Source organism: Citrobacter braakii (assembly GCF_009648935.1).
Lineage (GTDB): Bacteria > Pseudomonadota > Gammaproteobacteria > Enterobacterales > Enterobacteriaceae > Citrobacter > Citrobacter braakii.
Window position 1 is genome coordinate 2,901,051 of the sequence record NZ_CP045771.1, and the last position, 21,546, is coordinate 2,922,596.

At 53.3% G+C, this 21,546-nt stretch carries 27 protein-coding genes; 8 read left to right on the forward strand and 19 right to left on the reverse strand.

Annotated elements, in window-relative coordinates; all coding sequences use genetic code 11:
• Nucleotides 1-119 precede the first annotated feature (119 nt).
• The 3 genes from GFC06_RS13425 (at nucleotide 120) to GFC06_RS13435 (ending at nucleotide 2,767) form a co-directional block, all read left to right on the forward strand.
• On the forward strand, nucleotides 120-812 hold the full coding sequence (locus GFC06_RS13425) for a phosphohydrolase (RefSeq protein WP_153690258.1): 693 nt from the start codon (nucleotides 120-122) through the stop codon (nucleotides 810-812).
• Nucleotides 813-888: 76 nt separating this feature from the next.
• Complete coding sequence (locus GFC06_RS13430) at nucleotides 889-2,319, forward strand: DNA cytosine methyltransferase (protein ID WP_049282106.1); 1,431 nt, start codon at nucleotides 889-891, stop codon at nucleotides 2,317-2,319.
• Nucleotides 2,300-2,767, forward strand: coding sequence for a very short patch repair endonuclease (locus tag GFC06_RS13435; RefSeq protein WP_049282105.1), 468 nt, complete (start codon nucleotides 2,300-2,302; stop codon nucleotides 2,765-2,767). Before GFC06_RS13430 ends, GFC06_RS13435 begins: the two co-directional genes overlap by 20 nt.
• On the opposite strand, the gene yedA is transcribed toward GFC06_RS13435, so the two are convergent.
• Nucleotides 2,759-3,679, reverse strand: coding sequence for a drug/metabolite exporter YedA (gene yedA, locus GFC06_RS13440; RefSeq protein ID WP_153690259.1), 921 nt, complete (start codon nucleotides 3,677-3,679; stop codon nucleotides 2,759-2,761). The genes GFC06_RS13435 and yedA overlap by 9 nt on opposite strands.
• A gap of 178 nt (nucleotides 3,680-3,857) precedes the next feature.
• Between yedA and GFC06_RS13445 the strand changes: the two genes are divergently transcribed.
• Both GFC06_RS13445 and GFC06_RS13450 read left to right on the forward strand, forming a co-directional pair.
• A complete protein-coding gene (locus GFC06_RS13445; RefSeq protein ID WP_029139582.1) occupies nucleotides 3,858-4,769 on the forward strand; it encodes a DUF808 domain-containing protein in 912 nt (303 codons plus the stop codon).
• Between the two features lie 77 nt (nucleotides 4,770-4,846).
• The gene (locus GFC06_RS13450) at nucleotides 4,847-5,029 is read left to right on the forward strand and encodes a YodC family protein (RefSeq protein WP_016153498.1); all 183 of its coding nucleotides are present in this window, start codon (nucleotides 4,847-4,849) and stop codon (nucleotides 5,027-5,029) included.
• 206 nt (nucleotides 5,030-5,235) lie between these two features.
• Here the strand turns inward: GFC06_RS13450 and yodD are convergent, their stop codons facing one another.
• Complete coding sequence (gene yodD, locus GFC06_RS13455) at nucleotides 5,236-5,463, reverse strand: YodD family peroxide/acid resistance protein (protein WP_003030417.1); 228 nt, start codon at nucleotides 5,461-5,463, stop codon at nucleotides 5,236-5,238.
• A gap of 163 nt (nucleotides 5,464-5,626) precedes the next feature.
• Here yodD and dsrB point away from each other — a divergent pair, with 163 nt between their 5' ends.
• Nucleotides 5,627-5,815: a protein DsrB gene (dsrB, locus tag GFC06_RS13460; RefSeq protein ID WP_003030419.1), complete on the forward strand. Its 189-nt coding sequence runs from the start codon at nucleotides 5,627-5,629 to the stop codon at nucleotides 5,813-5,815.
• Between the two features lie 54 nt (nucleotides 5,816-5,869).
• On the opposite strand, the gene rcsA is transcribed toward dsrB, so the two are convergent.
• From rcsA to fliF, 14 genes are all read right to left on the reverse strand, one after another.
• Nucleotides 5,870-6,493, reverse strand: coding sequence for a transcriptional regulator RcsA (gene rcsA / locus GFC06_RS13465; protein ID WP_016153497.1), 624 nt, complete (start codon nucleotides 6,491-6,493; stop codon nucleotides 5,870-5,872).
• A gap of 289 nt (nucleotides 6,494-6,782) precedes the next feature.
• Entirely contained in the window at nucleotides 6,783-7,568 is a 786-nt protein-coding gene (fliR, locus tag GFC06_RS13470) for a flagellar biosynthetic protein FliR (protein WP_019077076.1), read from the reverse strand.
• 8 nt (nucleotides 7,569-7,576) lie between these two features.
• Nucleotides 7,577-7,846, reverse strand: a complete 270-nt coding sequence (fliQ, locus tag GFC06_RS13475; protein ID WP_003030425.1) for a flagellar biosynthesis protein FliQ — start codon at nucleotides 7,844-7,846, stop codon at nucleotides 7,577-7,579.
• Between the two features lie 9 nt (nucleotides 7,847-7,855).
• Nucleotides 7,856-8,593, reverse strand: coding sequence for a flagellar type III secretion system pore protein FliP (gene fliP / locus GFC06_RS13480; RefSeq protein WP_006684053.1), 738 nt, complete (start codon nucleotides 8,591-8,593; stop codon nucleotides 7,856-7,858).
• Complete coding sequence (gene fliO / locus GFC06_RS13485) at nucleotides 8,593-8,970, reverse strand: flagellar biosynthetic protein FliO (protein ID WP_029139581.1); 378 nt, start codon at nucleotides 8,968-8,970, stop codon at nucleotides 8,593-8,595. Before fliO ends, fliP begins: the two co-directional genes overlap by 1 nt.
• A complete protein-coding gene (gene fliN / locus GFC06_RS13490) occupies nucleotides 8,970-9,383 on the reverse strand; it encodes a flagellar motor switch protein FliN (RefSeq protein ID WP_003030433.1) in 414 nt (137 codons plus the stop codon). Before fliN ends, fliO begins: the two co-directional genes overlap by 1 nt.
• The gene (gene fliM / locus GFC06_RS13495) at nucleotides 9,380-10,384 is read right to left on the reverse strand and encodes a flagellar motor switch protein FliM (RefSeq protein WP_003030434.1); all 1,005 of its coding nucleotides are present in this window, start codon (nucleotides 10,382-10,384) and stop codon (nucleotides 9,380-9,382) included. Before fliM ends, fliN begins: the two co-directional genes overlap by 4 nt.
• A 4-nt stretch (nucleotides 10,385-10,388) precedes the next feature.
• Nucleotides 10,389-10,856, reverse strand: a complete 468-nt coding sequence (fliL, locus tag GFC06_RS13500; protein ID WP_016153493.1) for a flagellar basal body-associated protein FliL — start codon at nucleotides 10,854-10,856, stop codon at nucleotides 10,389-10,391.
• 104 nt (nucleotides 10,857-10,960) lie between these two features.
• Nucleotides 10,961-12,175: a flagellar hook length control protein FliK gene (gene fliK / locus GFC06_RS13505; protein WP_016153492.1), complete on the reverse strand. Its 1,215-nt coding sequence runs from the start codon at nucleotides 12,173-12,175 to the stop codon at nucleotides 10,961-10,963.
• On the reverse strand, nucleotides 12,172-12,615 hold the full coding sequence (gene fliJ, locus GFC06_RS13510) for a flagellar export protein FliJ (protein ID WP_016153491.1): 444 nt from the start codon (nucleotides 12,613-12,615) through the stop codon (nucleotides 12,172-12,174). The genes fliK and fliJ overlap by 4 nt, the downstream gene beginning before the upstream one ends.
• A 21-nt stretch (nucleotides 12,616-12,636) precedes the next feature.
• Nucleotides 12,637-14,007, reverse strand: a complete 1,371-nt coding sequence (fliI, locus tag GFC06_RS13515) for a flagellar protein export ATPase FliI (protein WP_016153490.1) — start codon at nucleotides 14,005-14,007, stop codon at nucleotides 12,637-12,639.
• A complete protein-coding gene (gene fliH, locus GFC06_RS13520) occupies nucleotides 14,007-14,714 on the reverse strand; it encodes a flagellar assembly protein FliH (protein WP_016156842.1) in 708 nt (235 codons plus the stop codon). Before fliH ends, fliI begins: the two co-directional genes overlap by 1 nt.
• Nucleotides 14,707-15,702, reverse strand: a complete 996-nt coding sequence (fliG, locus tag GFC06_RS13525) for a flagellar motor switch protein FliG (protein WP_153690260.1) — start codon at nucleotides 15,700-15,702, stop codon at nucleotides 14,707-14,709. The genes fliH and fliG overlap by 8 nt, the downstream gene beginning before the upstream one ends.
• Nucleotides 15,695-17,377 (reverse strand): flagellar basal-body MS-ring/collar protein FliF, encoded by a 1,683-nt coding sequence (gene fliF / locus GFC06_RS13530; protein ID WP_153690261.1) that lies wholly within the window; start codon nucleotides 17,375-17,377, stop codon nucleotides 15,695-15,697. Before fliF ends, fliG begins: the two co-directional genes overlap by 8 nt.
• A gap of 216 nt (nucleotides 17,378-17,593) precedes the next feature.
• On the opposite strand from fliF, the gene fliE reads away from it, so the two are divergent.
• A complete protein-coding gene (gene fliE / locus GFC06_RS13535) occupies nucleotides 17,594-17,908 on the forward strand; it encodes a flagellar hook-basal body complex protein FliE (protein WP_016153486.1) in 315 nt (104 codons plus the stop codon).
• A gap of 45 nt (nucleotides 17,909-17,953) precedes the next feature.
• On the opposite strand, the gene yedF is transcribed toward fliE, so the two are convergent.
• Complete coding sequence (gene yedF, locus GFC06_RS13540) at nucleotides 17,954-18,187, reverse strand: sulfurtransferase-like selenium metabolism protein YedF (RefSeq protein ID WP_000790504.1); 234 nt, start codon at nucleotides 18,185-18,187, stop codon at nucleotides 17,954-17,956.
• A complete protein-coding gene (yedE, locus tag GFC06_RS13545; protein ID WP_225622987.1) occupies nucleotides 18,184-19,410 on the reverse strand; it encodes a selenium metabolism membrane protein YedE/FdhT in 1,227 nt (408 codons plus the stop codon). Before yedE ends, yedF begins: the two co-directional genes overlap by 4 nt.
• Before the next feature lie 164 nt (nucleotides 19,411-19,574).
• On the opposite strand from yedE, the gene yedD reads away from it, so the two are divergent.
• Nucleotides 19,575-19,988, forward strand: a complete 414-nt coding sequence (gene yedD, locus GFC06_RS13550; RefSeq protein ID WP_016153484.1) for a lipoprotein YedD — start codon at nucleotides 19,575-19,577, stop codon at nucleotides 19,986-19,988.
• A gap of 40 nt (nucleotides 19,989-20,028) precedes the next feature.
• On the opposite strand, the gene amyA is transcribed toward yedD, so the two are convergent.
• On the reverse strand, nucleotides 20,029-21,516 hold the full coding sequence (amyA, locus tag GFC06_RS13555) for an alpha-amylase (protein WP_016156839.1): 1,488 nt from the start codon (nucleotides 21,514-21,516) through the stop codon (nucleotides 20,029-20,031).
• Nucleotides 21,517-21,546 lie beyond the last annotated feature (30 nt).

A 21,546-nucleotide genomic window follows, 5' to 3' on the forward strand; every position in this document is an offset into this window, starting at 1 on the left:
ATATTCGTGAGGGTGATGGTTATTAAAGGAATGATATGTTGTGATGATAAAAAGCGTCGACGGTAGTCTGACATGAGAATTGTTGCTAAGGTTGTTTTCTTTCTGCGAAGAGCGAGAGTATGGAACTACAGTACTGGCAGTCGAAATTTGAAGCCTGGTTACGTGACAATCATTCCGGGCACGACGCTGCCCATGACATCTTTCATTTTCGTCGCGTCTGGATGACATCACAAAAGTTGAGCATGGATGTGACCGTAGACTGGCTGGTGGTGCTGACGGCGTGCTACTTTCACGATCTCGTCAGTTTGCCGAAGAACCATCCCGATCGTCATCGTTCGTCGGTACTGGCAGCCCAGGAAACGCGTCGCGTTTTGAAGCGTTATTTCCCTGATTTCCCACAACAACGATTACCTGCCGTGTGCCATGTTATTGAGGCGCACAGTTTCAGCGCCAAAATCGTACCAGAAACCCTTGAAGCCAAAATCGTGCAGGATGCTGACCGGCTTGAGGCGTTGGGCGCAATTGGTTTAGCTCGGGTATTTGCCGTGTCCGGCGCGTTAGGCGTGGCGCTGTTTGATGCGGAAGATCCGTTTGCCCGACAGCGTAGCCTTGATGATAAACAGTACGCACTCGATCACTTCCAGACCAAATTGTTGACGCTGCCGCTGACGATGCAAACTGAACACGGTCGGCATTTGGCGCAACATAATGCTGACTTCTTACTGACGTACATGGCGAAGCTGAGTGCGGAGTTAAAAGGAGAATATGAAATGCTGGATCTTGACGCGATTCAACCCTTTAAGCTGCGTTAGTCGCCAGTACAGCCGCAACGTCAACCGCACTAATTTATGTTAACCTGTCAGCTATCCATTTCGGCCGGTTAAATGTATGCAGGATAATTTTTCAGTAGCAGGTTCCATGAACCCGATGACAGATGATAACGAGGCCGCCGCACAGGTGATTTTGGCTAAGTTGCTTGAAATATATGACGTGAAAACGCTGGTTGCTCATCTGAATGGTGTTGGCGAGAACCGCTGGAGTCCGGCCATCTTCAAACGTGTGGTTGCCAATGAAACGTGGCATCGCCTCAGCGACGGTGAGTTGGCTCATCTGAACGACTTGCTGCCGAGGCCGCCTGCGCATCATCCACATTATGCTTTTCGCTTTATCGATCTTTTTGCCGGTATTGGCGGCATTCGTCGCGGCTTTGAGGCGATTGGCGGGCAGTGCGTGTTTACCAGTGAGTGGAACAAGCATGCGGTGCGCACCTACAAAGCGAATCACTACTGCGATCCTCACCAGCACCATTTTAATGAAGATATTCGCGATATCACCCTCAGTCATCATGATGGGGTGAGTGACCTGCAGGCGGCGGAACATATTCGCCAGCATGTTCCGCAACATGACGTGCTGCTGGCGGGATTTCCTTGTCAGCCATTCTCTCTGGCCGGTGTATCAAAGAAAAACGCGTTAGGGCGGGCTCATGGCTTCGCCTGCGATACGCAAGGCACACTTTTTTTTGACGTGGTGCGCATCATTGATGCGCGTCGGCCGGCAATATTTGTGCTCGAAAACGTCAAAAACCTGAAGAGTCACGATCAGGGGAAAACGTTCCGCATCATTATGCAAACGCTGGATGAGCTGGGTTATGACGTGGCTGATGCACACGATAACGGGCCGGACGATCCGAAAATTATCGATGGGCAACATTTTTTGCCCCAGCATCGCGAACGTATTGTGCTCGTCGGCTTTCGCCGCGATCTGAATCTGAAATCAGACTTCACGCTGCGCGATATTGTCTCCCGCTATCCTCAGCGGCGTACGACGCTGGCGGAGCTACTTGAGCCGACCGTCGATGCCAAATATGTGCTCACGCCGGTGCTGTGGAAATATCTGTATCGTTATGCGAAAAAGCATCAGGCACGGGGCAATGGATTTGGCTATGGCATGGTGTATCCCGGCAATCCCGATTGCGTAACGCGCACATTATCGGCGCGTTACTATAAAGATGGGGCGGAGATCTTGATCGACCGCGGTTGGGATATGGCGCTGGGTGAAAAGGATTTTGATGATCCGCACAATCAGCGATACCGTCCGCGCAGGCTGACGCCCAGAGAGTGCGCGCGCCTGATGGGATTTGAATCACCTCAGGGCTATCAGTTCAGGATCCCGGTGTCGGACACACAGGCTTATCGTCAGTTTGGTAATTCGGTGGTCGTCCCGGCATTTGCGGCGGTTGCCAGACTGCTGGAGCCAAAAATCAAACAGGCGGTTGCTATTCGCGAGAAAGAGAAACTGCATGGCAGACGTTCACGATAAAGCGACGCGCAGTAAAAATATGCGGGCGATAGCAACCCGCGATACCGCAATTGAAAAACGCCTTGCCAGCGTACTGACAGAGCAGGGGGTAACGTTTCGCGTGCAGGATGCGACGTTACCCGGTCGTCCCGATTTCGTGGTGGATGATTATCGTTGTGTGATTTTTACCCACGGCTGTTTCTGGCATCATCACAACTGCTATCTATTCAAAGTCCCCGCCACACGAACAGCGTTCTGGCTGGAAAAAATAGACAAAAATGTCCAGCGTGACGCGCGGGATTGTGAAAAATTGCAGGCTTTGGGCTGGCGCGTACTGATTGTCTGGGAGTGCGCCCTGCGTGGGCGCGAAAAGCTGGGGGATGACGCGTTGTCCGAACGCGTCATCGAGTGGATCTGCGGCGGTGGCGCAAGTGCGCAGATCGACACCCTCGGTATCCATTTACTGTAACGTCTTTTCCGACGGGGTCGCAACGGCGTCCGCTTTAATGGGAAATAAGTATTTACCGAGTGTGACCAGTACCACCGCAAATACAATCACGCCAAGCGCCAGCCATTCGATGGGCGCCAGACTTTCACCTCCCAGGCCGGTACCTAACAGTACAGCGACAACCGGATTAACGTAGGCATAGCTGGTGGCTAATGCCGGGCTGACGTTGCGGATCAAGTACATATACGCGTTGATGGCAATAATAGAACCAAACACGGCCAGATAGGCGACCGCCATAAAGCCTGAAAACGTCGGCATAGTGGTCAACGTTTCCCCGGAAATCAGCGAGGCGCACATCAGCACAATACCGGCGGCTAACATTTCAATGGCTCCGGCCATCATGCCAACGGGTAACGTTATGCGCGAGCCGTACACTGAGCCAAACGCCCAGCTTATCGAACCTATCAGGATTAAAATTGCTCCCCATGGATTACCACTCAAATTACCACCGCTGTTCAGCATGATGATCCCCGCGAGTCCAATTGCGATCCCCATCCATTCAAGTTTGCGCGTTTTGATGCCAAAAAAGTGGCTAAAACACAGCGTAAACAGCGGGACGGTGGCGACCACTACGGCGGCAATACCGGAAGGCACATTTTGATGTTCTGCGACGGTGACCAGTCCGTTACCGACAGCCAGCAGCAGGATACCAATTAACGCGGCGTTCAGGAGCACGCGCAGAGGCGGCAGCTTATGTCCGCGGATAAGTAAGAATGCTGTTAATAAAATCCCCGCAGAGAGAAAACGAACGCCAGCCATCATCAACGGCGGCCAGCTTTCAACGCCAATGCGAATAACGAAGTACGTGGAACCCCAAATGATGTACAGCGCGAAAAGCGCACTGAAAAGCGGTAGCAATTGCCTGAAACGCATAATCCCTCACGGTGGAAATAAAAAGGTGCAACATAGTAAACGTCAAAACTATCTTGCTGGCGAGATTTATAATTACGTGCCGATGTTAAAAATTTGTTGACCAGAAAGGTCAGTTTCAGCATTGCGTGTTTTACTTCATACTTATGACTGCAAAAAAATAATATTGAGGGTAAAAATTTTGGCAGGAAGTAGCTTATTGACCTTACTCGATGATATCGCCACTTTGCTGGATGATATCTCTGTCATGGGAAAACTGGCCGCGAAAAAAACCGCGGGTGTGCTGGGCGATGATCTGTCGCTTAACGCGCAGCAGGTGTCGGGTGTGCGGGCGAACCGCGAACTCCCGGTGGTCTGGAGCGTCGCGAAAGGATCGTTTGTTAACAAAGTTATCCTTGTGCCGTTGGCGCTATTGATAAGCGCCTTCATTCCCTGGGCGATCACCCCCTTATTAATGGTAGGCGGGGCGTTCCTCTGTTTTGAAGGTGTAGAAAAAGTTCTCCATACCCTGGAAGCGCGTAAGCACAAAGAAACCCCGGAAGAGCGTCAGCAGCGTCTGACATCTTTGGCAGCACAGGATCCGCTCACCTTTGAGAAAGACAAAATCAAAGGGGCGATACGTACCGACTTTATTTTATCTGCTGAGATTGTCGCGATTACGCTGGGGATCGTAGCGGATGCGCCATTGTTGAATCAGGTGTTGGTGTTATCTGGCATCGCATTAGTGGTGACAGTGGGGGTCTACGGCCTGGTCGGGATTATCGTTAAGCTCGATGATATCGGATACTGGCTGGCTGAAAAGCGCAGTACGCTGGCCCAGTCGCTGGGTAAAGGATTGCTGGTCGTTGCTCCCTGGCTTATGAAAACACTTTCCGTGGTCGGCACGCTGGCGATGTTTTTGGTTGGCGGCGGAATTGTGGTGCACGGAATAACACCGCTGCATCATGCGATTGAACATTTTGCCCAACAGCAAAGTGCATTGATTGCGCTGATGCTTCCGACCCTGCTGAATCTGGTGCTCGGTTTTATCATCGGCGCAATAGTGGTGCTGCTGGTGAAAACCGTCGCCAGAGTGCGCGGAGTTTCGCACTAATTGTCGCAGGGTTGATTACGCAAAACCCTTCTTTGTCGTCTAAGGTGTAAAGGTTTCTCTTGATACAGGAGGCAGGTATGGTCTTTTCTGTCAGTGAGGAAGTCACCTCCAAAGAGGGTGGCCCACGCATGATCGTTACCGGGTATGCCAGCGGAATGGTGGAGTGTCGCTGGTACGACGGCTTTGGCGTCAAACGGGAAGCATTCCGTGAAGATGAACTGGTGCCGGGCGAGCGAAGAAAGCTCTGCCAGGATGCCTGAACACCTGGGGTGCGCGTAACCGGGTGATCTTTCAATCATTAGTTATATTTATCATTTTAGTGAGAATTATTTACTTGTCAGGCAAAAAAATTGCAGATAAGGTTTGTTTCACATCAGATTTCCTGGTGTAACGAATTTTCAAGTGCTTCTTGCATAAGCAAGCTTGATCCCGACCCGATAAGGGCCGGGATTTTTTTCGCCCTCAGTCAGCGATTGATCTCCGACACGCTAAAATCATGGATATCAAGCTCGAACGCGTCGGCCAGTTCATGCCACGTGTGGTAATCACGTCCGTCGACGCTGACGCGTTCAGGGTCATCCTGACTGCGATGAATTTCACTCTCGCAGATTTCGTTGATTGCCTTCAGTAGCGCGTCCACATCGACGCTGACTTCACGTTTGGCCGTATCGCTGTACTCTTTCGCGGTTTTCATCCTCATACCTCTCAACCGTTAAGGATACCGGGGGAGCGCATCCAAACATCAGATACGCACAACTTAAGTATAGACCGTCGATAAAACCCGCAATCGCGCGAGCCGGGCGCTGCCAGAAAAAGGAAATTGTTCTACACTGGCACAAAGCCACAGGAGGAAAACTATGAAGGTGAATGATCGGGTCACAGTCAAAACGGACGGCGGTCCTCGTCGACCGGGCGTGGTACTGGCTATCGAAGAGTTTAGTGAAGGCACCATGTACCTGGTTTCGCTGGAAGACTACCCGCTCGGTATCTGGTTCTTTAATGAGTCAGGTCATCAGGATGGTATCTTCGTGGAAAAAGTAGAATAAGGTGAGTTTTGCTGCATAATCCTGACTGGTGGATTCGCCACCAGTCAGAACGTGTTAGCGCGTATTCACAAAGATACCATTGGTAACGTTATCGGTGAGTCTCACAACGTGATAGATAACTTGCTTATTATGCGTCTTTATCTTTCGTTTTATATTCCCCTTATGGGATGACACGGTCTTGGCTTTGATATTCATTTGGTCGGATATCTGTATTGTGCCCTGACCCTCCATCCACATGCGTAGCATGCTGGACTCGGTACGGCTCAATGATAATGTCGGCAGATTCACATCAATGACAAAATCTACTTCTTTTTTCAGAATATCGCCAAGGAGTTCATCCAGTGAATCTGGTTTAATCGACTTAGAACTAATCAATAAATTTTTTCTGACTAATAGATACTCATCAAAATGCACGTTGGCAATTGCCATAAACACAATAAATAATGTGCCAGGATGCTGATTAATGATTTGCTTTATTTGCTGGCTATTAGCAGGATCGTGGATAAAGCAGTCCTCATTAATAAACACCACAGCGGGCTGTTGAGAGACACAGGCGAGACTGAGCTCCTCAACGTTGGAAATGTTGTTGATTTCCCTTTTCTTCACCCCCCGACTTACCAGATATCCGGTCAACCCTAGCCGGGTGTAACTGCACAAATCCATAATAATCGTTGACATGGCATACCCTCACTCAATGCGTAACGATAATTCCCCTTACCTGATTATTTTCATCACAACTAAACGGAATAATAACGACCCAAGATGACGCTTTCGCTGTTTTTCAGGCGAAATTACTATCCCGTAAAGTTGCGTATAATTTGCCAGGAAACATCTTAAAGTAAAGTAAATGTTGCGTTATGTGAGTGAGTCAATAATAAATAAACCGCGACAGAGATATCCTGGTGGATGTTGTTGCTTTTTAAATTTAGGACAATCCTTAGTAAAACAGGATAAAAATTAAGGGTTATTATTTTCCGGGCATTTCGCTGACAATATCAGCCAACAAATTAAAAATTTCGCTGAATAATCGCTCGCAGAATGGCGCAATTAATGGCATCAGGGCCGCCATTAATGAAATACCCACGGCAAGGGTGAGTGGAAAACCGATAACGAAAATCGACAGTTGAGGAGCCATGCGATTCAACAGACCGAGTGCGAGGTTTAGGGTGAGTAGCAGCGTCATTATCGGCAGGGCCAACATTAGCCCGTTGAGGAAAATCAGGCTACCCGCCCGCGCCAGCGCGAGAAACGCATTGCTGTTCACCGGATTGCCGCCGATTGGCAAGGTATGAAATGTATCCACCAACAGCGAAATAAGCCACAAATGGCCGTTAAAAGTCAGGAATAACAGCATGGCGAGCATGTCGATCAGTCTCGCCAGTACCGGCATATTCAGACGGCTGCCGGGATCAAAGAAGGTTGCGAAGGAGAGACCCATTTGCAGACCAATTAATTCCCCGGCGGTACGTACTGCCGCGAAGGCAAACTGCATAGTGAAGCCCAGAGCGATGCCGATCAGGATTTGTTGCATTGCCTGCCATAGCGCCCCGATAGAAAAGATAGGGACGTCTACCGGGGGAATCGACGGAGCGATAACGACGGTTATCATTAACCCCAGCCCCAGTTTTACCCGTTTGGGGATCGCGCGCTCGCTGAGAATTGGAGCCGTTGAGATGAGCGCCAGGATGCGCAGCAAAGGCCAGAAGTAAAGATTCAGCCAGTGGAGCCACTCAACGCTGGTCACCTGCAGCATAATGTCATCTACCCGATGATGTAGGGGATATTGCTGAACAGCGTACGCACGTAGTCGAGCAGCAGGTTAAGCATCCACGGGCCGGCAACAATGATGGCAATAAAAACCGCGACAATTTTGGGAATGAAGGACAGCGTCATTTCGTTTATCTGGGTCGCCGCCTGCAAAATACTGATGATAAGACCTGTGACGAGGGCGACCAACAGCAAAGGCGCGGCAAGGGCCAGGGCGACTTTCATCGCCTCTGTGCCCATCATCATGACCGATTCAGGTGTCATTTCGCGCCTCTAACTGTAAAAGCTTTGAGCTAGCGAGCCGACAAGCAACTGCCAACCGTCTACCAACACAAACAGCATCAGCTTGAACGGTAGCGCGATCGTGGCCGGGGGGACCATCATCATCCCGAGCGCCATCAGCACGCTGGCGATGACCAGGTCGATAATCAGAAACGGAATAAAAATGGTAAAGCCTATCTGGAATGCCGTTTTCAGCTCGCTGGTGACATAGGCTGGAAGCAAAATCCGCATCGGTACGGCTTCTGGTCCCTGTAGGGGACCGCTGTTTGCTAAGCGCGCGAAGAGTGCCAGATCGGCTTCACGGGTCTGGCGCAACATAAACTCGCGCAGCGGCTGTGCGCCTTTCTCCATGGCTTCCTGCATAGAGATTTTCTCTTCGCTGAACGGCTGATATGCGTCGACGTAGATTTTGTCGATTACCGGCGACATGATGAAAAAGGTCAAAAATAGCGCCAGGCCCAGTAGCACCTGGTTCGGGGGGGCCGAAGGGGTTCCCAGCGCATTTCGTAACAGACCGAAAACGATGATGATGCGGGTGAAGCTGGTCATCATCAATAAAATGGCGGGCAGGAACGTCAGCGAGGTGATAAACACCAGCGTTTGCACGGGTAAAGACCAGCTTTGTCCGCCGCCAGGCAGCGGCTGGCTAACCAGACCCGGGAGCTGGGCGAGGGCTACTGGGCTGAAAAGCCATAAGCCTGCCAGCGTGATGGATAACAAACGGCGCATCAGGATCTCCCGGGACGCTTAAGCAAACTCTTCATCATGGCCTGGAAATCCGCGGGGGAGGCCGGTTTTTCTTCTGCATCAGCAGGCGCCGGGGGCAGGGTGTGCAGCACGTTAATTTGCGAGGCCGTGACGCCCAGTACCAGGCGCGCATCTTCAACCTCAACAATCACCACGCGCTCACGTGGACCCAGTGAGGTACTTGCCGCAACTTTCAGTCCGCGCGTACCGGCGCTTTTGGGGGCAAACCCCATACGCTTAATCACCCAGGCTGCAGCCAGGATCAATACGATGATCCCAAGCAGCGCGCCGCTTACCTGAACCAGCGGTGAGCCGGGTACGGCGGCTGGCTGAGAAACTGTAGCCTGGGTATTCATGATTAACGGCTCAGACGGCGCATGCGTTCAGATGGGGTAATAATGTCGGTGATACGTACGCCGTATTTGTCTGCGACAACCACCACTTCACCCTGGGCAATCAGGTAACCGTTGATCAGGATATCCAGCGGCTCGCCCGCCAGACCATCCAACGCGACGACCGAACCCTGCGTCAGACGCAGCAGCTCTTTGATGGTCATGCGGGTTCGGCCCAATTCGACGGTCAGTTTGACCGGAATGTCCATGATCAGGTCGATGTCCTGCAAGGCACCGCTGACGTCGCCGCCACCTAACTGCTGGAATACCGCATCGGCCGCACTTTTGGTGGGCGTGGTTTTTTGCTCGTTTAACGCGTCAGCCCACAGATCGTCCAATGCACCAGTGTTCTCATCGGACGGATTATTCATATCACTCATTTGGGCTGTTCCTCATTCAGCGAATTCAAAATCGGGTTTATCAGATGTTCTACGCGTAACGCATACTGACCGTTCACCGTGCCATACTGGCTGGTCAGTACAGGCACGCCGTCCACATGAGCAATAATGCGGTCGGGTTTTTCAATCGGCAGTACATCGCCGGGTTTCAGTTTTAAAATCTGGGATAGCCGCAGCGGAATGTCAGCAAAGTTTGCCACCAACTCCAGCTCAGAATGCTGAACCTGACGCACCAGATTATTGCGCCAGTTCTGATCTTCATTACGCGAGTTTTCCAGCGGCGGGTTCACCAGCAGCTCACGCAACGGTTCAATCATGCTGAATGGCAGACAGATGTTAAATTCACCGGTCAGGTTGCCAATTTCAACGTGGAATGGGGTATTGACCACGATGTCGTTAGGAGACGTGGTGATATTGGTAAATTTCACCTGCATCTCGGAACGAACGTATTCCACTTCCAGCGGATTGATGGCCTTCCACGCGTCGCTGTAGCTTTCCAGCGCCAGCTTCAGCATGCGGTTGATAACGCGCTGTTCGGTATGGGTAAATTCGCGGCCTTCCACTTTCGTCGGGAAGCGGCCATCACCGCCGAACAGGTTATCGACGGCGATAAATACCAGACTCGGTGAGAACACCACCAGACCCGTACCGCGCAGCGGCTTCAGGTGGATTAAGTTCAGGTTGGTCGGAACCGGTAAGTTGCGCGCAAACTCGTGGTATGGCTGGATACGGATCGCACCCACGGTAATATCCGGGCTACGGCGCAACAGGTTAAATAATCCCATACGGAACTGGCGCGCGAAGCGTTCGTTAATGATCTCCAGCGCCTGTAAACGCTCACGTACCACGCGGCGCTGGGTGTTGGGATCGTAAGGACGAATATCGCTTTCTTTTGCGATACCGGAAATGGGTTCGTCTTTAGTTTCGCTATCGCCATTAAGCAATGCGTCGATTTCAGCCTGAGAAAGAATACTGTCGCCCATGTCTTTACCGCAGAATAAAAGCTGTATAAAGAACGTCGGTGACAACCTGTTTGGGTTGCCCAACAACGAGCGGAGTCGCGAGCGTCTCTTTGATGGCGGCAATGAGCTGTTGCTTACCTTCTTCGGTGGCGAGCGTAGCCGCGTTCTGACGAGAGAACAGCAGCAGCAAGCGGCTGCGCACTTCCGGCAGATATTCGTTAAGACGTGAACGCGTTGCCTCGTCTTTCATGCGCAGCGTGATACCGATATACAGTACACGGTCCGCATCACCCAGATTGACGGTAAAGGTATCCAGCGCAAAGAATACCGGGGCTGGCGGTGGAGCCGGTTCCGCTTTGACGCTGGCGGACGGCTGCTGCTGCATGCGCCAGTAGCTATAACCCGCAGTTGCGCAGGCGGCGAGGGTAATCAATACCAGCAGAGGGATCCAAATAGCGCGTTTACTTTTTTTGTTAATCGCGGAGTCAGTCATCAGATACGGGCTTCCTGTTTCGGTACAGCTTATGGGCTGATTATCCCGTGTCCTGTCCACGACAAAGCGTGGAAAAGACGCGGATAATCATGCTACCTCTGGCGTTAGGCGAAGATGTCTACTGCTCCATCACCGCGTGCTGCGGCTTGCAGTGAGGCTGGTGCTGCCAGTACGGCGTCATCTTCAGCGGCAAAAATGTCTTGTCCCTGAGCGCGACCCGCCTGCTGTTGCTGCCCGGAAGACTGCTGATTACCGGCAAAGCTTTCACTACTGATACTGCTTTGTCCAAGCTGGATACCGCTTTCAGCCAACTGCGTACGCAGCATCGGTAATGCAGCTTCCAGCGCAGCGCGCACGTGACTGTGTGGCGATACCATTTGCAACTGCGCGAGGTTGTCATCCAGCTTGAGGGAAATGTGCACCTGGCCCAGATCCTGTGGATGCAGACGCAGTTCTGCGCTTTGCTGGCCCTGGCGAGTAAACAGAGTGACGTGCTGGCTCAGTGATTGCTGCCATTCCTGGCTACCCAATGGCGCGCTTAGCACAGGTGCGGCGGTCGGTAACGGCTGAGCGTGGGACTGCGGGCCACTTAACGGCGCCGTCGTCATGCCAATGCTGGTCGGCGAAGGGGAGCTTTCAATTTCCGCTCTGGTCGTCGCCGCTGCCGTCAACGGGGTTAATGTCGGATTGTTTGTCTGATCTACGCTGCTGGCAGGCGTTGCAATATCCGCTTTGCCTTTTTTGGCATCACCTGGCAGCAATTCGCCAGCATTATCGGCGATAGCGCTGTGTACCGAGCCTCGTGACAACGCCGAAAGCGTTGCATCAACGGGGGCTGGCGCGCTGTCGACGGCAGGCGTGGTCTGCGGTTGTCCTGGCAGCATGGCGAACAACGCGCTCAGGTTGGCGAGATCCTCATCGCTCAGTGCGGTGTTTTTTTCATCCTGCTGAGCGACTTTGCCCAGAGTCGTCAGGGCATTAACTTTTAGTGAGGGCGTGAGGGCAGACAACAGTTGCTGAGCGTCTGTCATGTCGACAAGAGAAGCATCAGTGTGCATCTCTTTTTGCGCCAGTAGTTCGGTCAACTTGAGCGACGGTGCTGAATCGCCATTTTTTTGCAATAACCCTTTTTGTAGTTTGCTACCGGCCGCCTGTAAGTCGGCAAACGACAGCGGGGCGTCTTTACCCTGCGCGTTGTCCGCACCTAATGCACCCGCCAGCAGCGCTAAAAAATCCTCGGGTGAATCAACCGCTTTGCCTGACTGAAGACCTGCGGCTACGTCGGTGTCGGTGGTAATCAGTTGGGGTAAAGTAATCATTCGGGTTTCCTCATAGCTGCGCGCTGAGCAAATTCATCCATTTTTTTCTGATCCAGGCGGTTTTCGGCCAGTAAAGCAGCCGAGGTTTGTCTGTCCTGCAGAGTCTGCCACGCCTGTAAACGTTGTTTTTTGTCGCGCCAACTGTTCAATGCCTGGTCTACTTTCTGCGTCCACTGATTGAGCTGTTGGCGGTGTTGCTCAATCGCTTTTTCCAGCGTCTGAATAAATTGTTGGTAATTGATCCAGCGATTACTGGTAATACCCTGACCCATGTCACTGTTCAGATTGTTGCGATACTCATGCTGATAATCGATCAGCATTTTCAACTGCTCTTCCGCCTGCTGACAGCCACGACGCATCTCTCCCAATAAGACAGCGGCGTCATCTACCTCTTTTTCAGCCAGGTCTTTCAGTGTGGCTAATGCACCATGTTGTGCCATGACCTATGCTCTCCTGCTTACTCACACACCAGGGAAAATCAGTTCTAACGCGTGCAGAGAATCTTCCCAGTCCGCCCGTTCAAAAATGCCTTGCTGTAAGAATGCTTCCAGTTGTGGCCATAGGGCGATGGCTTTATCCAGCATGGGATCGCTGCCTTTGGCATACGCCCCCACGCTGACCAGATCGCGGTTGCGCTGGAAGCTGGATAGCAGCTGTTTAAAGTTACGTACCCGCGCATAGTGTTGTTCACTAATAAGCGCGGTCATGGCGCGGCTGATCGAAGCTTCAATATCGATGGCCGGATAGTGACCCGCTTCGGCCAGATGACGGGACAGTACAATGTGGCCGTCCAGAATTGCGCGCGCGGAATCCGCAATGGGGTCCTGCTGGTCGTCACCTTCGGTCAGTACCGTGTAAAACGCGGTAACGGAACCGCCGCCGTGAATACCGTTCCCGGCACGTTCGACCAGCGCCGGTAATTTGGCGAATACTGAGGGGGGATAACCTTTCGTTGCCGGCGGCTCTCCGATCGCCAGCGCGATCTCACGTTGTGCCATCGCGTAGCGGGTGAGGGAATCCATAATCAGCAATACGTGCTGTCCACGATCGCGAAAATCTTCGGCGATACGCGTGGCATAGGCCGCGCCTTGCATACGTAACAGCGGCGAGACATCTGCGGGAGCAGCAATCACCACCGAGCGTGCACGACCGTCGGTACCGAGGATATTTTCAATAAAATCTTTAACTTCGCGGCCACGTTCGCCAATCAGACCTACGACGATAACATCGGCCTGGGTATAGCGCGCCATCATGCCGAGCAGAACGCTTTTACCGACACCGGAGCCCGCGAAAAGTCCCATACGCTGACCGCGACCGACGGTTAACAACGCGTTGATGGGGCGTACGCCGGTATCCAGGACGTGTTCAATCGCGGTGCGTTGTAGCGGGTTAAACGGCGGCGTAATCAGCGCCCCGGTTTCGGTGGTATCCGGGGCGGGCAGACCGTCGAGCGGTTTTCCGCTACCGTCAAGCACACGACCCAGCAATGCAGGGCCAAGCGGTAATTGCTTCCCGCTTTGCAGACCTTCTCCGGCAATGTTCTTCGCGTAAACGCGCGCGCCGGGCAGAACGCCTTCAACCTCTTCGAGGGGCATCAGAAACAGACGCTGACCGTTAAAGCCCACGACTTCACTTTCGACCTCCTGGGTTTCGTTGCCGTCCTGGCGTTCAATAACGCAGGTGGCACCCAGCGGCAACTGTAATCCCGTGGCCTCCAGCACCAGCCCAGTGGCGCGGGTCAGGCGACCGTAACGGCGCACCGCAGGCAGCAGCGACATTTTCTCTTCGAAGCTGTCCAGCGTGTTGAGCCAGCGAGTCAGGCGAGTGGTCATTACACGACTCCCGGCGCTGCCAGACGGCAGAGTTCTTGCCAGCGCGTAGCGACGCTGGCATCCAGATCGCCTTCATCGGCTGAGACTTTACAGCCGCCGTGATGCAGCGTCGGATCGCCGCGCAGCCGCCAGCCGTGCAGGCTGAGGGTCGCACCGAGCATCTCCTCTACACGCTGGAGATCGTCCGGATGTACGCGTAGTTGCGGTTTACCGCTAAACAGCGGTTCTTGCTGCAACAGCTGTTGGATTTGTTTAATCAGCGCAGCGTTATCCACAATAGGCGTCTGACCAATAACCTGACGCGCAGCTTCCAGCGCCATTTGCATCAGACGCGAGGCAATGACGCTGTCCAGCGCGTCCAGCGTATTCTGAAACTCGCTCACCAGCTGCTGCATGCGGGCGTGGATCGGCGCATGCTGAGCGCGCGCCTGGTTCTGGCCTTGCTCCAGCCCCTGACTCAGGCCTTCCTGATAACCTTGTTCGTGGCCTTTTTGTCGACCTTCCGCCAGACCCGCGTTATAACCTTGCTCATGGGCCTGCAGTTGCAACTGTGCGAGCTGCTGTTCAAGCTGTTGCTCTGCGGAAAGCTCTGGTTCTTCTGTTTCTTCTGACAGCGGGTTTTCGCTGTGGTCAGCCAGTACGAACTCCGCCATCGGTGGGGCGAGGTCGTCCGGGGTCCAGACTTTCCACGGCAGTTCGTTAGACATAGGTATCCTCGCCGCTGCCTATCACCATCTCGCCGGTTTCCGCCAGACGACGCACAATAAGCAGAATGGCTTTCTGTTCGTTTTCCACCTGCGACAAACGCACCGGACCTCGGTTGGCGAGGTCGTCGCGCAGAATATCGGCAGCACGTTGCGACATGTTGCGCAGGAACTTCTCGCGCAGCGGCTGTTCGGCACCTTTCAGGGCAATCAGCAACGATTCGGAATCCACTTCCTGCAGCAGGCGCTGGATACTGCGATCGTCGACATCCACCAGGTTCTCGAACAGGAACATCTCGTCGATAATTTTCTGCGCCAGCTCGCCGTCGAATTCGCGTACGGCGGTAATAACCGCTTCTTCCTGCTGGGTTTTCATCAGGTTGATAATTTCTGCCGCCGTTCTCACGCCGCCCATTTTGCTGCGCTTGAGGTTCTGGCCATCGAGCAGGCCGTTGAGTACCTCGGTCAGTTCTGCCAGCGCGGCAGGCTGTACGCCGCCAAAAGTGGCGATACGCAGCATCACGTCGTGACGTAAACGCTCGTCGAACAGTGCCAGTATATCGGCAGCCTGGCCCCGCTTGAGGTGCACCAAAATGGTGGCGATAATCTGCGGATGCTCGTCGCGGATAAGGTCGGCGGCGCTTTGCGGCTCCATAAAGTTAAGCGTTTCAATGCCGCTGCTGGTATCGCGGGTTTCCAGAATATCTTCCAGCAGACTGGAGGCACGTTCCTCGCCCAGCGCTTTCACCAGCACGGAGCGCAGATATTCGTTGGCGTTGATATTCAGCGCGGCAAACTGTTCGGCTTCTTGTTCAAATTCGGCCAGCACTTCCGTCAACTGCTTGTTGGAAATCTGGCGTACATTCGCCATCGCCGTACTGAGCGCCTGAACTTCGCGCGTGGAAAGGTGCTTAAACACCTCCGCCGCGCGATCTTCGCCAATGGTCATCAGCAGGATGACGCTTTTATCGGTACCGGTAAGATTACTCATGATCGTTACTCATCCACTGGCGAATGACCAGCGCCACGACGCGCGGATCGTTATCTGACATTTCACGAATACGCTGACTCATGACTTCTGCTCCCAGACGCTGATTAGTACGACGCTGCTGGGTTTGTTCGTCTTTGCTGAGGCGAACTTCTACCGCTTCTTCGGTTTCCTGACGGACACGCGTTTGTTCTTGTACGGCTTTCGCTTCTTCACTGCGACGGACCAACTGCGGACGAACGGCTTTCCGCCACAGGATCCACGCCACCAACAGAACCAGCAACCAACGACCTGCGGACATTAACTGATCAATAAAGAACGGCTGTTTCCAGAACGGTAGCTCGCCAATGGAATCGTCGGTCGCCGTGAAGGGAGAGTTCACCACGTTCAGGGTATCGCCACGCTTGTCGGAGAATCCCATCGCTTCGCGGGTTAGATCCTCAATCTGTTTCATCTGCTCGGTGGTTAACGGCAACGGTTTGCCGTCTGGTAACGTTTTGTAGTTGACCACGACAGCCACCGAGAGACGCTGCACATCGCCAACGTTCATTTTGGTATGGCGAATGGTGCGGTCAACTTCATAGTTGCTGGTTTCATTGCGCTGAGTATTGCGCGGGCCGGCATTATTACTGTTATTCGCCGTCTGTGCGTTTTGCGTATTTTGCGCGTTTTGCTGATTAGCGGGTGGGTTGGCGATTGGCGCAGTATTTGCCGGAGCGGGCTGATTTGACAACGCGCCCGGGACGCCGCCTGGTGCTCCGCTACCGACCTGCTCACTGACGTTCAACTGACGAGAACGCAGCACGGCCTGGGACTCATCACCGTTTGGACGGTACTGTTCTTCGGTTTGCTCTTTGTTGGCAAAATCCAGCTGCGCGGTGACCTGCGCATGTACGTTACCGTTGCCGACAATCGGCGACAGAATTGATTCGATACGACGCTGAACGCGGCCTTCGACGTCGCTGGCGTATTTCAGCTGCGCATCGTTAAGATCGCGGCTACTGGTATTTGACTGGGTTAACAGATGACCCGCCTGGTCGACCAGCGTAACGTTGCCCGGCGGCAAGCCTGCAACAGCGCTGGAAACCAGATGCGTGACCGCACTGATCTGACCTTCATCCAGCGCGCGACCCGGTTCCAGGTTGACGGTGACGGAGGCTGAAGGCGCTTTTTGCTCACGCACAAACAGCGACGGTTTCGGCATAGCCAGATGCACGCGGGCGCGTTTTACCGGTCCCAACGTTTCAATCGTACGGGCTAATTCACCTTCCAGCGCGCGCTGGTAGTTGACCTGCTCGCTAAACTGGCTGATACCAAACTTTTCCTGATCCAGCAGTTCAAAACCCACCGCGCCGCCTTTGGGCAGACCTTGCTGCGCCAGGCGTAAACGCAGTTCGTGGACTTTATCGGCAGGAACTTCAATGGCGCCGCTTCCCTCAGTAAAACGGTAGGGAACGTTCATCTGCGTCAGTTGGGTGACGATCGCGCCACCATCCTGATCGGAAAGATTGCTGAACAGCGTGCGGTAGTCAGGTGCTTTGGCCCACAGGACCATCGCCACGATGATCGCGACGGCAGCGGCTCCCGCCACAATCAGAGGAATTCTGGGATTCGCGCGCAGGCGGTTTAACCACTCGAGAGGTTTAAGCTGGGTTGCAGTCGATGCTGTCGCACTCATCTCGCACCTCGTGGCTTATCGTGGACGGCGTTTTTTGCAAAGTGGAACAAGACTCACTCCCGGGTCAGCAAACTCGAAAAATTGACGGTCTCATTATTTGCGGTTTCGAATTTTTCTATGCGTTAAAAACCGTGGTTTTTTATCGTTATTTAACGCCTTTATCTTATTGACTAACTGGTAATCTCAACTACGTAAAAAATTATCCAGGGGATCAGAATGTCGGCAATACAGGGGATTGAAGGGGTCATCAGCCAGCTACAGACCACGGCGATGTCAGCAAAAATGCAGGATATGCAGCCACAACCGACCGTGAGCTTTGCCGGTCAACTGCATGCGGCGTTAGACAGGATCAGCGATGTACAAACCGCGTCCCGTGTGCAGGCTGAGAAATTTACCCTCGGTGAACCGGGTATTGCGCTGAACGATGTGATGACCGATATGCAAAAAGCGTCGGTATCGATGCAGATGGGGATCCAGGTGCGCAACAAACTGGTGTCGGCGTATCAGGAAGTGATGTCGATGCAGGTGTAGCAAGCCGAACATTCTCCCGCTGCGTCGGGCAACGGGAGAATCGCATTACTTCTGAATTAAATAACGAATCGTTGGACCATCCTGCTGAATATCCAGCACCGTATAGCCGTGATTACGCGCATCCAGTGGAATATTGTTGATTGACTGCGGGCAATCGCTCACCACTTCCAGAATCTCACCTTTCTTCAATTGCGGCATCGCTTCCAGTGTGGCGACAGCCGGGTACGGACACGGCTCGCCGACCATATCGAGGCGATAATCAGGCACGATATTTTTCATACAGACTCCTTGGCAGGCGTCAGCCCAGCGCGACGGAAGAAGCGTTTTTCCCAGCCGATGATGAGCATCAGCGCGGTAAATAACAGCAGATAGGTTACCAGCAGGCCACCGAGCGGGCCGAAGGTGTTGAGCAGATTCACTTTGTCCCAATTGGTGGCAAGCGCGGGAGCAAAATCATCCCAATAGTAGGCCAGAATGGTCGAGCCAATAACGTTGCCCAGACCCACCCACCAGTAATGCACCTGGCCTTCAACGGCGCGGTACATCCAGCCCGTTTCACACCCGCCCGCCAGAACAATGCCGAAGCCGAACAGCAAGCCGCCGATCACCGCATTCGGACCTGCCCACATGATTTTAGGCTCGACGCCCAGTTGCACGTAGCTAAAGATACCAATGGCGCTGACCGCCATCCCGAAGATGATCGCTTTCGCCATATGGGTGCGACCGGAAATCCACAGATCGCGGAAGGCGGAGGTGAAGCAGATTTGCGCCCGTTCAATCAGCAGCCCGAACCCGACGCCGAACAGCATGGCCAAACCAAGTTTGGGCTTATCCATCGCAGTGAGTAGCGCCCAGCCGATCATGGCGATAAACACCAGCATGCCGAGGCGGAAACGGCGACGGGCCTGATCTGGCTTTTGCGTTAACGGAGAAGCAGCGGAGACTTTCTGCATTTTAACCGGAATACGAAACATCGGCAGCAGGGTAAAGCGTGCGCCAAACCATGAGCCAATAGCCGTTGCCAGGGCGAAAAACCAGGCGTGTAGCGAGAACTGTGGAATACCGGTGAAGAATGCGGCCAGGTTACAGCCCATTGCCAGCCGGGCGCCGAATCCGGCAATCATTCCGCCGACTATCGCCTGCATAATGCGCACCCGACTGCGCGGCATGCGTAATTTGACGTTGTTTGCCCACAATGCGGCAGCAAAACAGCCCCCGAACATACCGAGGATCATCATGCCGTCAATGCGGGTCAGGGGTGAGCCTTCGAGATGGATCAGCTTGTAGTATCCCCATTCTTCGGCGTGAACGCCGAACAGTTGCAGGATTTGACCACCCCAGCGAGTGAATTCGCCGGTAACGGCCCAGAAGGTTCCCGTAATGCCGAAATAGTAGGTAGAGAGAATACCCGCTGCGATGACCGCAGGGGCGGGGGCCCAAAATTTAATTAACCAGGCCTGTTTGAAGTGTTGCCATGACATGCGTTGTGCCTCTGAACTCAGAAGGTATGTAACAAGAAGTGTGGATACTACACCGATCAGAATTTTTGACTATGAGTAATAAGAGGTAACACCGTCTGGATCAATCTTTCTCAACCCTGCCGAAAGGCTGGCGACATCAGGCCTTTAATGCCACAATCCCATTTTCTTCGCATGCAGGATGAATGATGAAAAAATTAGCAATCGTTGCTGTATTTCTGGCGCTTACCGGATGCGCCGAAGTAGAAAATTATAACGACGTGGTGAAAACGCCAGCGCCAGCCGGTCTGGAAGGATACTGGCAGTCAAAAGGTCCGCAACGCAGTCTGGTGAGCCCGGAAGCGATTGCCAGCCTGGTGGTAACAAAAGAGGGCGACACGCTGGATTGTCGCCAGTGGCAGCGAGTGATCGCGCTGCCGGGGAAACTGACGATGATCTCTGGCGATCTCACCAACGTGACGGTGAAACGTGAGCTGTATGAGATTGAGCGTGAAGGCAATACGCTGGAATATGATGGTATGACGCTGCAGCGGGTCGACCGCCCGACGCAGGAATGTGCTGACGCGTTAAAGAAAACGCCGCTGGCAACGCCATTGCCATAAGCTATACGCCCCGGTAGCCAACGGCCACCGGGGTTGAGCTTTATAACACGTCTTCAATCACCCACACGCTGACGCTACCGCCGTTACAATAAAACGTCGCTTCACCGTTCTCATCGGTGACCACGCTTTCTTCGCGATTTCCCAGATAGTCGCGCCAGGTTTTATTCCCGTAATTCGCACCGAGATTGATGGTCTTTTCCCCGTCATCGCCGTTAGAAAGAACAACCACACAGCCGGGATCCTCGTCCGTTCCGCTGCGGCTAAAAGCGATACAGTTAGGGTGATCGAAAAAGAGCGTCTGTACGCCGTGCGCGAAGCGCTGGCGCGCGAGGATCAGTTCATCAAGCTGTTCAATGATCGGCATGTCGATAGGATAGGTTTCGCCATCGCCGCCAGTATCTTCGTAATGTGCCCCGTAGAGGTCAGGATAAAACACTGACGGCACGCCGTTTTCGCGCAGCAGGATCAGCGCATAGGCCAGCGGCTTAAACCATGGCTCGACAGGGGCTTCCAGCGCCTGCAAGGGCTGAGTGTCGTGGTTGGCCACCAGCGTGACGGCATGAAACGGGTCGGCTTCCACCAGAGTGTCGGTGAAAATCTGACTCATGTCGTAATCGCGACCCTGACGAGAGGCTTCGTGGAATTTCATCTGCAAAGGGGCGTCGAATAGCATAGTTTTCCCCTCCACCTGATTAATGTAGGTTTGCAGCTTGTCGACTTCATGCGACCAGTATTCCGCGACGATAAACAGTGGCTTGGGGGCGACTTCCTGCACGTGCTCAATCCACTCTTTATAAAACCATGCCGGAATATGTTTCACGGCATCTAAACGAAAGCCGTCACACTGGGTTTGCTCCATCACCCAACGCGCCCAGTATTTGATCTCTTCGGTGACCGCGTGATTGCGAAAATCGATGTTTTCGCCCATCAGATAATCAAAATTACCCAACTCATCATCAACCTGATCGTTCCAGCCTTCGCCGGTGTAGTCGTTCACGATTTTAAAAATGCCGTCTTCGGTTGGGTTTTCGATATGGTCAATACCGCTGAAGCATTTAAAGTCCCAAATGAATTGCGAGTACTGGCCTGCGCGGGCAGGGAAGGTGTAGCGCGTCCAGCCTTCGCATTCGACGATCTCATCGTCTATTTGCGTGCGATCCTCGGCGTTAACGCGCTGCACACGAATATTCTCTTTTTCATCTGCGCCCATCTTGTGGTTAACCACCACGTCGAGCAGTACGGCAATATCATTGTGTTTTAGCGCGTCTATCGCCGCCAGCAGCTGGTTTTTATCGCCATATTTGGTAGCGATGGTTCCCTTTTGGTCGAATTCGCCCAGATCAAACAGATCGTAGGAGTCGTAGCCAACGGAATAGCCGCCGGATGCGCCTTTATAAGCGGGAGGTAACCACACCATATTGATGCCGATGTCATTGAGTCCACCTGCGCGTTCGGCAAGTTCGGGCCAGAGTTGACCGCCCTCGGGGTAATACCAGTGAAAGTACTGCAATAACGTGGGATTTTTCATCTTCCGAGCTCCAGAAGTCGTTTGGCCGAC

What these genes read in the sequence shown, in the direction of transcription:
- GFC06_RS13430 (WP_049282106.1), top strand. Translation starts at nt 889, where the DNA reads ATGCAGGATAATTTTTCAGTAGCAGGTTCCATGAACCCGATGACAGAT.
- amyA (WP_016156839.1), bottom strand. Translation starts at nt 21,516, where the DNA reads ATGAAAAATCCCACGTTATTGCAGTACTTTCACTGGTATTACCCCGAG.
- GFC06_RS13450 (WP_016153498.1), top strand. Translation starts at nt 4,847, where the DNA reads ATGGTCTTTTCTGTCAGTGAGGAAGTCACCTCCAAAGAGGGTGGCCCA.
- fliJ (WP_016153491.1), bottom strand. Translation starts at nt 12,615, where the DNA reads ATGGCACAACATGGTGCATTAGCCACACTGAAAGACCTGGCTGAAAAA.
- yedD (WP_016153484.1), top strand. Translation starts at nt 19,575, where the DNA reads ATGAAAAAATTAGCAATCGTTGCTGTATTTCTGGCGCTTACCGGATGC.
- fliF (WP_153690261.1), bottom strand. Translation starts at nt 17,377, where the DNA reads ATGAGTGCGACAGCATCGACTGCAACCCAGCTTAAACCTCTCGAGTGG.
- fliE (WP_016153486.1), top strand. Translation starts at nt 17,594, where the DNA reads ATGTCGGCAATACAGGGGATTGAAGGGGTCATCAGCCAGCTACAGACC.
- fliK (WP_016153492.1), bottom strand. Translation starts at nt 12,175, where the DNA reads ATGATTACTTTACCCCAACTGATTACCACCGACACCGACGTAGCCGCA.
- yedF (WP_000790504.1), bottom strand. Translation starts at nt 18,187, where the DNA reads ATGAAAAATATCGTGCCTGATTATCGCCTCGATATGGTCGGCGAGCCG.
- GFC06_RS13435 (WP_049282105.1), top strand. Translation starts at nt 2,300, where the DNA reads ATGGCAGACGTTCACGATAAAGCGACGCGCAGTAAAAATATGCGGGCG.
- fliR (WP_019077076.1), bottom strand. Translation starts at nt 7,568, where the DNA reads ATGCTGCAGGTGACCAGCGTTGAGTGGCTCCACTGGCTGAATCTTTAC.
- fliP (WP_006684053.1), bottom strand. Translation starts at nt 8,593, where the DNA reads ATGCGCCGTTTGTTATCCATCACGCTGGCAGGCTTATGGCTTTTCAGC.
- fliI (WP_016153490.1), bottom strand. Translation starts at nt 14,007, where the DNA reads ATGACCACTCGCCTGACTCGCTGGCTCAACACGCTGGACAGCTTCGAA.
- fliM (WP_003030434.1), bottom strand. Translation starts at nt 10,384, where the DNA reads ATGGGCGACAGTATTCTTTCTCAGGCTGAAATCGACGCATTGCTTAAT.
- yodD (WP_003030417.1), bottom strand. Translation starts at nt 5,463, where the DNA reads ATGAAAACCGCGAAAGAGTACAGCGATACGGCCAAACGTGAAGTCAGC.
- fliL (WP_016153493.1), bottom strand. Translation starts at nt 10,856, where the DNA reads ATGACTGACTCCGCGATTAACAAAAAAAGTAAACGCGCTATTTGGATC.
- dsrB (WP_003030419.1), top strand. Translation starts at nt 5,627, where the DNA reads ATGAAGGTGAATGATCGGGTCACAGTCAAAACGGACGGCGGTCCTCGT.
- GFC06_RS13425 (WP_153690258.1), top strand. Translation starts at nt 120, where the DNA reads ATGGAACTACAGTACTGGCAGTCGAAATTTGAAGCCTGGTTACGTGAC.
- fliG (WP_153690260.1), bottom strand. Translation starts at nt 15,702, where the DNA reads ATGAGTAATCTTACCGGTACCGATAAAAGCGTCATCCTGCTGATGACC.
- fliH (WP_016156842.1), bottom strand. Translation starts at nt 14,714, where the DNA reads ATGTCTAACGAACTGCCGTGGAAAGTCTGGACCCCGGACGACCTCGCC.
- rcsA (WP_016153497.1), bottom strand. Translation starts at nt 6,493, where the DNA reads ATGTCAACGATTATTATGGATTTGTGCAGTTACACCCGGCTAGGGTTG.
- yedA (WP_153690259.1), bottom strand. Translation starts at nt 3,679, where the DNA reads ATGCGTTTCAGGCAATTGCTACCGCTTTTCAGTGCGCTTTTCGCGCTG.
- fliN (WP_003030433.1), bottom strand. Translation starts at nt 9,383, where the DNA reads ATGAGTGATATGAATAATCCGTCCGATGAGAACACTGGTGCATTGGAC.
- fliQ (WP_003030425.1), bottom strand. Translation starts at nt 7,846, where the DNA reads ATGACACCTGAATCGGTCATGATGATGGGCACAGAGGCGATGAAAGTC.